This window comes from Streptococcus sp. 2018162 (genome assembly GCF_019754175.1).
Lineage (GTDB): Bacteria > Bacillota > Bacilli > Lactobacillales > Streptococcaceae > Streptococcus > Streptococcus hashimotonensis.
The window spans coordinates 195725-208079 of record NZ_JAIJZP010000002.1; the positions used below are offsets into that span (position 1 = coordinate 195725).

10 protein-coding genes are annotated in these 12355 nt (G+C 42.1%); 7 read left to right on the plus strand and 3 right to left on the minus strand.

What is annotated here, in order from left to right; genetic code table 11:
- Window positions 1-33 precede the first annotated feature (33 nt).
- Complete coding sequence (locus tag K5Q22_RS03290; RefSeq protein WP_044763959.1) at window positions 34-1182, minus strand: cobalamin-independent methionine synthase II family protein; 1149 nt, start codon at window positions 1180-1182, stop codon at window positions 34-36.
- A gap of 200 nt (window positions 1183-1382) precedes the next feature.
- On the opposite strand from K5Q22_RS03290, the gene K5Q22_RS03295 reads away from it, so the two are divergent.
- Window positions 1383-2549 (plus strand): MFS transporter, encoded by a 1167-nt coding sequence (locus tag K5Q22_RS03295; protein WP_205013538.1) that lies wholly within the window; start codon window positions 1383-1385, stop codon window positions 2547-2549.
- A 98-nt stretch (window positions 2550-2647) separates the two neighbouring features.
- Here K5Q22_RS03295 and K5Q22_RS03300 read toward each other — a convergent pair whose 3' ends face one another.
- The gene (locus K5Q22_RS03300) at window positions 2648-2818 is read right to left on the minus strand and encodes a DUF3042 family protein (protein ID WP_012775205.1); all 171 of its coding nucleotides are present in this window, start codon (window positions 2816-2818) and stop codon (window positions 2648-2650) included.
- Window positions 2819-2886: 68 nt separating this feature from the next.
- Here K5Q22_RS03300 and miaA point away from each other — a divergent pair, with 68 nt between their 5' ends.
- The 5 genes from miaA to K5Q22_RS03325 are packed head-to-tail and all read left to right on the plus strand — an operon-like array spanning window position 2887 to window position 7319.
- Window positions 2887-3771, plus strand: a complete 885-nt coding sequence (miaA, locus tag K5Q22_RS03305) for a tRNA (adenosine(37)-N6)-dimethylallyltransferase MiaA (RefSeq protein WP_105212408.1) — start codon at window positions 2887-2889, stop codon at window positions 3769-3771.
- The gene (gene hflX, locus K5Q22_RS03310) at window positions 3764-5014 is read left to right on the plus strand and encodes a GTPase HflX (protein WP_044670531.1); all 1251 of its coding nucleotides are present in this window, start codon (window positions 3764-3766) and stop codon (window positions 5012-5014) included. The genes miaA and hflX overlap by 8 nt, the downstream gene beginning before the upstream one ends.
- The gene (locus K5Q22_RS03315; RefSeq protein WP_105212409.1) at window positions 4998-5627 is read left to right on the plus strand and encodes a cystathionine beta-lyase; all 630 of its coding nucleotides are present in this window, start codon (window positions 4998-5000) and stop codon (window positions 5625-5627) included. The genes hflX and K5Q22_RS03315 overlap by 17 nt, the downstream gene beginning before the upstream one ends.
- Window positions 5628-5637: 10 nt before the next feature.
- Window positions 5638-6567 (plus strand): ribonuclease Z, encoded by a 930-nt coding sequence (gene rnz, locus K5Q22_RS03320; RefSeq protein ID WP_044693944.1) that lies wholly within the window; start codon window positions 5638-5640, stop codon window positions 6565-6567.
- Window positions 6564-7319 carry an SDR family oxidoreductase gene (locus K5Q22_RS03325; protein WP_205013539.1) on the plus strand — a complete coding sequence of 252 codons (756 nt, stop codon included), beginning with the start codon at window positions 6564-6566 and terminating at the stop codon, window positions 7317-7319. Before rnz ends, K5Q22_RS03325 begins: the two co-directional genes overlap by 4 nt.
- A gap of 43 nt (window positions 7320-7362) precedes the next feature.
- Here K5Q22_RS03325 and K5Q22_RS03330 read toward each other — a convergent pair whose 3' ends face one another.
- On the minus strand, window positions 7363-10548 hold the full coding sequence (locus tag K5Q22_RS03330) for a M14 family zinc carboxypeptidase (protein WP_205013540.1): 3186 nt from the start codon (window positions 10546-10548) through the stop codon (window positions 7363-7365).
- A gap of 215 nt (window positions 10549-10763) precedes the next feature.
- On the opposite strand from K5Q22_RS03330, the gene cls reads away from it, so the two are divergent.
- A complete protein-coding gene (gene cls / locus K5Q22_RS03335; RefSeq protein ID WP_024407402.1) occupies window positions 10764-12311 on the plus strand; it encodes a cardiolipin synthase in 1548 nt (515 codons plus the stop codon).
- Window positions 12312-12355: the final 44 nt, after the last annotated feature.

Genomic DNA, 12355 nt, shown 5'->3' on the forward strand with positions numbered 1-12355 from the left:
CGGGGCTTTTATGCACGAATAACAAGAAGTGGCTTAAGACCAAAACTTCTCTGCAATTTCTTGGCCTTGTTTAATTTTTGCCCACTGTTGCGGGATGGCCAATTCATTACCTGAATCACATGAAGCGAATCCACATTGATGTGACAAGTAGAGACGCTCTTTTGGAATAATCTTGCTTGCTTCTTCGAGTAATTTATAAACACGTTCTTCATCATCCAAATCAGAAGTTTTACTTGAAAGTAGACCAAGAACGACTTCGACATTCTTATCACGCAAGCTTTCCAAAGCTTTTAAATCACCTGCACGTTCATCATCCCACTCAAGGAAGAATCGATCGTATTTTTGGTCACGCAGGAATTTTTCAGCAATGGCTTCGTAAGTTCCGCCAGCTGCTGAGCGGCTTTCATAGTTACCACGGCAGTTGTGCGTCCAGACGGTTAAGCCAATTTCATGTCCGTAATCAATAACAGCATTATTGATAGCAACAAACTCGTCAGCCAAAGCAGCCAATGCTTCAGAATCGTCTTGTGGCAAGAAAGGTACAGGGTTAGCAGGGTCGAATAATTCCCAAAGGCAGTCATCGAATTGAACGATTTGTCCACCAGCTTCCTTGTACTGGTCTAAAAATTCTCTATAGGCAGCCAATAAACCTTCTTTCAAATCCTCACGTGTTTTATAAACTTGGTCTGGACCGACTTGACCATTGAAGAGAACAAGCTCGGTAAAGGCATGGGCAGGTCCCCATACAGTTAACTTTGTATCAGTTTCACCAGCTAGTTCTTTAACTTTTTTATAAATGTCAATGAAATGGTGATTTTTTGCTGAAAGAGGACCTGTGATACGTAATCCAATATCCTTACGTGTTTCAAAAATTTGTCCATCATGGTCTTTAAAAGGATAACCATGCTCAGCAATGTAACGCTCGATACCATCGAAGCCCCAGACAAAGTCAAGATGCCACATTGATTTTGAAAACTCACCGTCTGTTACAATATCAATACCATTTGCTTTTTGTTCAGCTACAATCGCTTCGATAGTTGCAGCTTCAGTTTCTTGATAGCCATCAAAGGCGTCGTAGAATGGGTATTGGATATTGTCACGATGCTCAATTTTACGTTTAAATTCTCCTAAGTTTGCTGGTCGAAGAAGTGAACCGACTAATTGGAATCTTGAAGTTGTCATATATGTATCTCTCTTTCTTTCGTTTTAGTATGAACCTATTCTAACTCATAAGCTATCATTTGAAAAATAGTTATTTTCATGGCAAATCCATAGTTAAAAACTATAACTAGAAAAAAAGACGGAAATAACTTTCTATCATTTGTCAACTATGGTATAATCGAAAGTGCTGAAATCCGAACATTAGGAGACTTAGGAGAAAAATGAAAAAACAATCACCCTTTATAATTGCAGGAATCGTCATGCTAGGGGTCGTGATGCGTGCCCCCTTTACAGCTTTGCCTGCTATTTTGACAGATGTGGCAGCAGGACTGGGAGTAGAAGTGAGTTCATTAGGAATTTTAACCTCTATTCCGCTCATTATGTTTGCTCTCTGTTCATCCTTAGCACCGCGTCTTGCGGCTAAGTTTGGCATGGAAAAACTAATGGCCCTGGTCTTACTGGTCATGGTGCTTGGTTCAGGAATGCGAGTTCTCAACTTACCAGCCCTTTACATTGGTACAATGCTTGTTGGTGCTACAATAGCGTTTATTAATGTTTTGCTACCAAGTTTGGTTGCGGCTAATTTTCCAAAGAAAATTGGTCTGTATACGACGATTTATATCACTCTCATGGGGGTTGCGGCAACAGTTGCATCTATGATTGCTGTTCCAATTGTATCCTCTAGTTCTTGGGAATTTTTTATTCTGTTAATTACAGGATTGGTGTTTATGGCTTTCCTAATCTGGTTGCCTAATGTAAAAAATAACCATCGATTTGCAAGTGAGAACCAAGGAAAACAGAAATCATCTATCTGGAAAAATAAAGCAGCGATTGCCTTTTTGATATTTGGTGGGCTACAATCAGTCCTCTACTATACAGAGATTACCTGGTTGCCAACCATTTCTCAATCAGTTGGCTTTAGTAAGGCAGAAGCAGGTCTAATGGCTGGTTTCTTCAATATGACAGCTATTCCCATGTCTATGATTATCCCGGCTGTTCTTTCCCGTCAGACAAAGGAAATGCGTCGAAATATCATGCTGGCTATTTCATCTGTTACCTTGCTTGGCTTGGTTATGATGGCATTGATTCCGACCAATCTCATTCTTTGGTCAGCACTTCACATTATTTTAAGTTTTTCAAATGCAGCCCTCTTCCCTTATATGATGTTGAGCTTTACTTTGAAAACAAGCAACAGCCAGGCTACTGCTCAGCTATCAGGAATGGTGCAGACAGGTGGCTATCTCATTGCAGCATTTGGACCAGGCCTTCTCGGTTATAGCTATCCAATCTTCGGAAACTGGATGCCATTGATTCTTGCTCTGGCTATCGTCACACTTGCCATGATGTGGACTATTGTTCTGATCGAAAAAGAAGATATTATCTTATAAAGTATAATCCCTTAAGAAGGCTGTCATTTTTCTGTGAAAATGGCAGAGCTTCTAAGGGATTTTTTGTCAAACAAAAAAGCTGGACTCCTGCCAGCTTTTTAATGTGCTACACGTTTACGAGCAGCTTTTTTACGATTTTCCTCAATGAAGGCTTCTTTCTTTTCTTCTGGTTCAATGATTGTTTTGTGAACAGTGAAGACTGCGCCTGCTGCAAGAGCAACTGTAGAAAGAACACCTGTCAAGAAACCTTTACCAAAACCTTTAGCCATAGTTATTTCTCCTTTACTTGTGTTATAATAGATTTTAGCGAAAAAACAAAATATTTTCAAGGAAAAAGATGAAAACTAAAGTTATTGTGGTCATTGGACCAACTGCGGTAGGAAAAACCGCTTTAGGCATTGAATTGGCCCGGCGCTACAATGGAGAAATTATCAGCGGTGATAGCCAGCAAGTCTATCGCAAACTAGATATTGGTACGGCAAAAGCTAGTCCTGAAGAGCAGGCTGCTGCGGTTCATCACTTGATTGATGTCAGAGATGTGACCGAGGGCTATTCGGCTTATGAATTTGTAGCAGAAGCCAAGGCCTTAATTGCTGACATTACTAGTCGTGGAAAGTTGCCCATTATCGTTGGAGGAACCGGACTTTACATTCAGAGCTTGCTTGAAGGCTACCATCTAGGCGGGCAGGTTGACCAAGAGCAAGTTCTTGCTTATCGGGCGGAACTTGACTGCTTGTCTGACGAGATTTTGGAAACAATGGCAGAGCAGGCAGGTTTGACGATCGAAGGAAACAGCCGACGGAGAATTATTCGTGGGTTAGAGTTGAAAAAATTTGGCAAGAATTTAGAAAATACAGAGTCAGAATTTGAGCCTCTTTACATCTGCCTGACGGATGACAGACAGGTTCTTTACGACCGCATCAATCAGCGAGTGGATAAGATGATAGCGGCGGGCTTGCTAGACGAAGTTAGCCGGCTCTATCAAGAATACCCAGAAGCCCAAGCTGCTATGGGAATTGGCTACAAGGAGTTTTTCCCTTATTTTGCTGGTGAGCTTTCGCTAGAAGAAGCGGTTGATAAGGTCAAGCAAAACAGCCGCCGCTTTGCCAAACGCCAATTGACCTGGTTTAGAAATCGGATGCAGGTTCCCTTTTATTCAGTAGGCCAGCCAGATTACAAGTCTCAGATTTTCACCGCCGTGGAGGAATTTTTAAATGATTGAAACGCAGAAAGAACAAGAACGTGCCCTCCTGGTTGGAGTGGAATTACAGCAGACAGACAACTTTGACATGTCCATGGAAGAGTTGGCAAGTCTGGCTAAGACGGCTGGCGCTCTGGTCAAGGGAGTCTACACTCAAAAACGTGAAAAATACGACAGCAAGACCTTTGTCGGCTCAGGGAAACTAGAAGAAATTGCCCAGATGGTAGAAGCTGATGAGATTGATACCGTCATTGTCAATAACAGACTGACACCCCGTCAGAATGTCAATTTGGAGGAGATTCTGGGGGTTAAGGTCATCGATCGCATGCAGCTGATTTTGGATATTTTTGCCATGCGAGCACGGAGCCACGAGGGAAAACTGCAGGTCCACTTGGCCCAGCTCAAGTACATGTTGCCACGCTTGGTTGGTCAGGGTATTATGCTCAGCCGTCAGGCCGGTGGTATCGGCTCTCGTGGACCAGGTGAAAGCCAGTTGGAGCTCAACCGTCGAAGCATTCGTAATCAGATTCACGACATTGAACGCCAACTCAAAACGGTGGAGAAGAACCGAGCGACTGTCCGTGAACGCCGCCTGCAATCAGGCGTGTTCAAAATCGGCTTGATTGGCTATACCAATGCTGGTAAGTCCACTATTATGAATGCCATGACGGATAAGCGACAGTACGAGGCGGACGAACTCTTTGCGACACTTGATGCTACGACCAAGCAGATTAACTTGGCTGACAAGTTCAACGTGACCTTGACCGACACGGTTGGTTTCATTCAGGACCTGCCGACCGAGCTGATTTCTGCCTTCAAATCCACCTTGGAGGAGTCCATGAACGTGGACCTCTTGCTCCATGTCATCGACGCCTCTGACCCCAATCACAGTGAGCAGGAGCAGGTAGTCTTGGATATTTTAAAAGACTTGGATATGCTGGACATTCCGCGTCTAGCCCTCTACAACAAGCTGGACAAGACGGACGACAGCTTTACCCCCAGTCAGTTTCCTCATGTCATGCTGTCCGCTAAGGATGAAAATGCCAAAGGCCATATACAGATGATGGTCTTGGCCAAGATTAAGACCATGTTTGAACGGTTTGAGGTCAGGGTCCCACTAGCTGAAGCTTACAAGTTGCACGATTTAGCTACTCTAGCTCTGATAGAAAATCGGACCTACGAAGAGGATGTGGAAGTGGTATCAGGCTATATCGCTTCCAGCAATAAATGGAAGTTGGAAGAATTTTATGACGGATTATCTTGATTTGGCAATGAAATACGGTGGCTTTACCAGTCTGGACAAGGTCTATCTGGCTAAGAAATTAGCTGATTTGACTGACCAACAAAAACTAGATTTTATCACGCCACCACCTTCGGTTATCAATGCTTATTTTGCGGAAATCTACCAGAAACAAGGGGCAGAAGAGGCGACGGATTACTATCTGACCCTCTCTCAGCAGCTCTGCCTTTTTCCAAAAGAGCCCAGCTTTGAAGAAGATAAGCCCTTTGTCCGCCTGAATTTGTCAGGCAAGTCTTTCGGATTTGCCTATGTGTCAGCGGATGGTCTGGCTCAGGTTTTTTCGGAGCAAGACGAGGAAGTGACGGAGAGTTTGCTCTTTGAAATCGCCCAAGTTTTCCCCTACTATGTTGTCTTTGTGGAGGAGGGCAAGATTTTCATGAAAGCCAATCCCTTTAAGGACGCCGAGTTAGAGGAAGTTGAAACAGACTATCTCTTGACCCAGGTGGAAAAGGCAGAAGGTTTGGTCAAGATTTCAGGCTTTAATCAGGAAGAAGTGCTGGAAGTGGCGGACGGATATGCTGGTCAATATTACTATGTCTGGTCGGGTCGCTCTGCAATTTTATATATAAAACATTAGAAAGTAAACAATGCAAATTCAATTTTTAGGTACGGGGGCTGGTCAGCCCTCCAAGGCTCGAAATGTATCCAGTTTGGCCTTGAAACTCTTGGATGAAATCAATCAGGTTTGGTTATTTGACTGTGGCGAAGGAACTCAAAATCAAATCTTGGAAACGACTATTCGTCCACGTAAGGTCGCAAAAATCTTTATCACTCACCTGCACGGAGACCATATTTTTGGACTGCCAGGTTTTTTGTCTAGCCGTTCTTTCCAGTCAAGTGAGGAGCAGACTGATATTGATATTTACGGTCCTGTTGGCATCCGTTCCTTTGTCTTGGCAAGTTTGAAAGTTTCAGGGACACGCCTACCTTATCGCATTCATTTTCATGAATTTGATGTTGATACAGTTGGTCAGGTCCTAGAAACGGACAAATTCACGGTATTCGCTGAAAAGCTGGACCATACCATTCCTTGTGTCGGCTATCGTGTCATCCAGAAAGATTTGGAAGGGACATTGGATGCAGAGGCTCTGCGCGCGGCAGGTGTACCATTTGGCCCCCTTTTTGGAAAAATCAAAAACGGTCAAAACGTGACCTTGGAGGACGGCAGGGAAATCATTGCCAGCGACTATATTTCTCCTCCTCGGCCTGGTAAGGTAGTGACCATTCTAGGTGATACGCGCAAGTGTCATGCCAGTGTCCGTCTGGCTGTCAATGCTGATGTGCTGGTGCATGAGGCGACTTACGGAAAAGGCGATGAGAAGATTGCTCGCAAGCATGGGCATTCGACCAATATGGAAGCCGCTCAGGTTGCCAAGGATGCTGGTGTCAAGCAGCTCTTGCTTAATCATATCAGTCCACGATTTTTATCAAAGGATATTAGTCAATTACGGAAAGATGCAAGTACTATTTTCGAGCAGGTTCATATTGTCAAGGATTTAGAGGAAATTGAGCTATGAGAACCATTCTAATCACAGGTGCTTCTGGTGGCTTGGTACAGGAAATGGTGCCATTGCTGAAGGATGATTTTTTGATTTTACTAGGTCGTGATGTCGAAAAAATTGAGCAGCTCTATGCTTACCATGAAAAAAAGGCTGTCTTTGATGTAGACATCCGAGATGAAATAGCTCTGACGGCATTTTTCGATGAACTGGATAGTCAGTTTGGTCAGATTGATATTTTAGTCAATAACGCTGGCTATGCCATTTACGATGATTTTGAGAATTTTTCCAGCCATCAGGTGCAGGCTATGTTTGACATCAATACTTTTGCTCTGATGACCATGTGCCGTTTAGTAGGCAAGCGTATGAAAGCTAGACGGAGCGGACAGATTATCAATATCATTTCCATGTCAGGCTTGATTGCTTCAAGTAAATCGTCAGTTTATTCGGCGACCAAGTTTGCAGCTATGGGTTTTTCTAATACCATTCGCTTGGAATTAGCCCAGTATGGTGTGACGGTTACTACGGTCAATCCAGGTCCAATCGCAACCAGCTTTTTCGACCAAGCAGATCCGGATGGAAGCTATCAAGAGAGCGTCAAGGCTTTCTTGTTGCAACCAGATTATGTGGCTCGGAAAATCGTGGCAGCTATGGGGACGAAGAAACGAGACATCAATCTGCCCTGGTCACTAGCAGCTGCTCATAAACTCTATACTCTCTTTCCAAGAATAGCAGACTACTTGGCCAGTACAGTATTTAATTTAAAATAAGCATAGAAAAACGCCGAAATAACACTCGGCGTTTTCGTGTATACTAGCTACGCTTTTTTCTACGTAAGGAGATACTGCCTAGAAGTAGGCTACCTAATGCGATAGCGATATAGTTTGTTTTTTCACCTGTTTGAGGTAGTTGTTTTGCATCGGTAGACTTGGTGGTATGTACTACTGTAGTAGTTTTTGGCGCCTCATCCAGAATATTTTTTGGCATTTCAGGTTGCGGTACAAGAATTTCTACAGCTGGTAAGTCTTCTAAGGTTGCTAATTGGCTACCAAAGAGGGCGTTGGACACCCAACGGAAGAAGTGAACAGGGTGGACCTTGTTTGTTGGATTACCTGCATAGATAAAGACAGGTTGGTCTTGATAATTTCCAGCGATGGCGACAATTTTATTGGCTAATTTGTCATGACCAGGCCACCACCCTGCGATATAATAATCTTTGTCAGCAATTTTAACAAGTGTTTTAAATCCTTCAGGAATGCCTTCAATCCAATTACCGGAGTTGGAATAGAAAAGTCCATTCATAGCGTAGCCACTTGTTAATGGATCTTTATCATCAATAATAGCCCGCATGAGACCTTCATAGTCACCACCATCTGTAAATTGTTCCGCATTGAAACCTGCTAAGATTCCTAATTCCTCCAGTTTTTGCATGGCGACACCACCTACGATGATGATTGGTTTCTTACCAAATACACTAGCATCGAATTGATCTGATTCGAGAATGATAGCATCAGCCTCATCTGGGCTATTGACAATTTCAAACCCCATTCGTTCTACCGCAAGTGCAGCATTTGCAAGAATGGCAAAGTCGCCTGCCCAACTATAAGAGTGAGAAGGAGCATACACCTTCATTGCTTTCAATTCTTGTCCAAGAGGCTTCTTATAGAGAGGTTCGCCGTATAGAGCATAGGTGTCCAGCAAGTGGCTAAATTGGTTAGTTTCCATGATGTAGCCATCGTCTGTAAGGTAGACCTTAGCGCCTGATTTGATGGCTTGATTAATGGCCTGAACGGCGCTTTCAGATGTGTTTGCAACGATATAGTAAGGCGCTTTGAAATCAATTTCCGTAGTACGTGGAGCTTTTGTCCATGTGATGCTACCTAATTTGCCGCTAAAGGCATTTTCTTCAAATACAGCCTTGGCGCTAAAGCCTTTCATATCTGGGAAGTTGACCACCAATTCAGCATACATGGCTCCCCAAGCAGATTCATCAGAACCAGCGTAGAGGACATGGTTAGCGAATCCTCGTTTGGCTTGAGCCATATCGACAACTAGGTCGCCCTTGCGGAAGTTTCCAACATCTTCAGTTAATTCCTTGACAATAACCCCATTACGATTGAAATATTCAATCATCTTAAAGGCTTCTTGCATATCGTTGTGTTTATCGAGCGTCATAGGAATCACATAGTAGTCTGGGAAGAATTTTGGCTGGTCTTTTTTGACACGTCCGACAACAGCTCCGTCTGGTCCGACTAATTCAGACTCTGCTTTTGGATCTTCTACCTTATTGACACCGCGTGAATAGTATTTGAGACGCATTTCCATGAGACTGTCTGGTTTGGTTGCCATATTGTGAACACCGCCCAAAACAGCAAAGAATCCAGCCTTGAATGATTCTTGATTTCCTTCTGGAATTTCGATCGTGTGTCCAAGAATACCGTGATACATTGCATACACCGCTGTATAGCCTGAGAAGGAATCGTCCCAACCATCTCCCCAGTGGACTTTAGGGATGGTATAGCGTTCATATTTAGAATTTGCAATACCTGCTCGGCCCATTTCATGAGCTTTTTCCAGCATAATATCGGCTAGTAAATCATATTCAAAGTTCGGGTCATGTGGCGGAGTGGCAGGCTCGATGAGAAATCCAGATACAAAACCATGAATATCTAAAACAGATATTGGATTCCATTTGTGGATTTGACGGACGATGGCTTGTGTTTCTGGATTCACTTGGAAACCAGTATCACGGTTAGGGTCCAAACCATTTACTAGTGAACGCAAGTTTTTAACATCGCCATCAGGATTTTCTGTGAAATTGAACAAGAAGATAAATTTATCTAACAAATCTGTCACTTTTAAATGAAGAGTAACAGGATTTCCATCGGCATCTGTAGATGGGAAAGTAATGGTATCTTTTTGTGCAAATTCTTTGAATAGGCTAGTTACTACATCTATGCCGGGTTGTTCATCAGCATGAGTGTTGTTGATGAGAATAGGTAATTTATAGTCGAAGGTTCCAGCTTGCAACTCTTTCAGCATCTGGTCGGGTTGGGTCAGCATGAGTGGTGTTGTTTCAGTAAGGTATTTATCAATACTTGCTTGATTTTTAGCTACAACAGCCATTTTAATATCTCTACCTTCAGCTGATTGACCAATTGACTCAATCCTTACTAAGCGGTCGGTCGCGGCATTATTTTTAGTTTCCTCAATCTCTGTCAACATTTCCTCATGTGTACGGTAGGCTTCATAAGGACGGAAATGAAGAGTTTTTGAAATGATCAAGTTTCCATCGGCACTAGTACCTTCCAATAGCATATCTTTTATAAAATGTCGATAGGTACGGCGAATATTACTCGGTGTCCGTTTACTCAAATCTTCTCCAAAGAGAGCTGCGAGCTGGATATTCAAATGAAGTTGGTTATCCTGTCTGCTTTCTTCTACTGTGATAAATGTATCGCCTGTGAAATCTCCCTCTTTCAAATTCCATGTTTTCCATTCGGAGATAGGCTTTCCATCCAATGTCCATTCTATTTTTTCAGTCGTATCTGGAAGAGTGACGGATTCTGTGATAGTGACTGCTTCCGATAGATAGACAGTTTTTGTTTCGAGTGTAATTGTATCAATAGTCGGTGTGGCAGATTTTTCTTCTGTAGGATCCCGACTATCATTATTAGCTGATCTGAGCGTAGTTTCCTCGGTATTGGGCTCGGAAGATGTTGTATCTTCTTCTGTGGAAACAGGTGTAGGAGAAGTATCTGCTATTTCTTCAGTTTGTTTTTCTGTCTCCTTCCCGTCTACAAGATTATCTGTAGCTTCGCTTGTGCTAGTTTCCATGATAGGAGTCTCTTCAGGCAGTGGAGTCACTGTTTCACTAGCAGTAGTTGGCATCTCCTCTGTATTTGCGAAGACCGTTCCCTGAGTGAGAGATGCAGCTAAAAGAACTGTTGAGGCAAGCAGGACTTGATTCAACAGCCTTTTCTTATATGAAAGTTTCATGCGAACTTCCTCCTTTTGATAATGTGTACGGGGTAGTAAATTAAAACGGGTTATTTCATGCCTATCTTATCAAAAAATATATGTCTTTACAATATGAGTTAAATATGTTTATATATTTAAAATATTCAGAAATATCGGATCATAAAGACTATTTATTTTGAGTAGGATAATGAACTAAAATCTGTTATAATGGTAAAAAAATAAGGGAGAGATGTATGGAAAAACTTTGGAAAATTATATACAGTCGGACCTTTATCGTCATTAGTTTGATTGTTCTAACCATTTTCCTTATTCTATGGTTGGTAGGTTCGGCAGCTACCTATATGCCTGCTTTATTGATTGTTTTGCAAATTTTTTCGATTTTTGTAGCTATTTCAATCATCAATAGACCGATGAATACCAGTTTTAAGTTAACCTGGATTGTTTTTGTCATTGGTATTCCGATTTTTGGTGCTCTATTCTATTTTATTTTGCAGTCCAACATCGAAACCAAACGCTATCGTAAAAATTTTCATAAGCAAGCACAAAGACTTCGGGAGTATAGCAAGACGTCTGAAAAGGTCATGAAGGCATTAGAGCGGGAAGATAAGGAGCAACTGAAATTAGCTCACTTTATGAGTGAGTACGTTGGCTACCCAATTCATACCAATACGGATGCCGTCTATTTTTCAACAGGTCAGGAAAAATTTGAAGCTCTACTAGAAGAATTGAAAAAGGCAGAGCAGTATATTTTCATGGAGTACTTTATTGTCGATATGGGATATATGTGGGATTCCATCCTTGACATTTTGAAGGAAAAAGCAGCGCAAGGGGTGGAAGTTCGTTTTATGTATGATGGGATGAATTCACTGACCAATCTTCCCTATAATTACTATAAAACCTTGAGAAAATATGGGATAAAAGCCAAAGTATTTTCTCAAATTATCCCAGCCTTATCTACGGTGCAAAATAACCGTGACCATAGAAAAATTGCGATTATTGATGGAAAGGTTGCCTTTACTGGTGGCATTAATATCGCAGATGAATACATCAACAAGAAAGTGCGTTTTGGTTACTGGAAAGACGCAGCGATTATGATTAGGGGAGAAGCTGTTGCAAACTTTACGTTGATGTTCCTTCAAATGTGGAATTACAATGAAAAGACAGAGACAGATGATCTACAATATCTCAAAACGCATAAAGATTTAGAGACGGAAACCATTGATGCTGAAGGTTTCTTCCTTCCGTATGGCGAGAATCCATTTGATGGAGATGAGGTAGCCAAACGAGTCTGCCTAGACATGATTCAGTCGGCAACGGATTATATTTATATCATGACACCCTACTTAGTGTTGGATGATGAAATGATTGATAATTTGACTTATGCTGCGAAGCGTGGAGTCGAGGTTCGCATTCTGCTCCCGCATATCTACGATAAAAAATCGGCTTATTTGGCTGCTCGTACTGATTTTCCGACTTACTTGGAAGCAGGAATTGAAATCTTTGAATTCCAGCCTGGGTTTGTCCATTCCAAAGTTGTTTTAGTCGATGATAAGAAAGCTACTGTTGGTACGGTGAATATGGATTTTCGCTCTTTTTATCTTAATTTTGAGTGCGGTCTCTATATTTACAATCACTCGGCAGTTTTGGCAGCTATTAAGGATGACTTTACTCATTCCTTCAAAAAATCACAGCAAATTAACCTTCTAACCTTCCATAAAACGTACTCTTGGTATAAGCGCTTGGGAGGAGCCCTACTGCGAATTATTTCACCTTTATTATAAATTGCACTAATTAGTTCTTCATGGAGCAAGGGATCGACATTCTG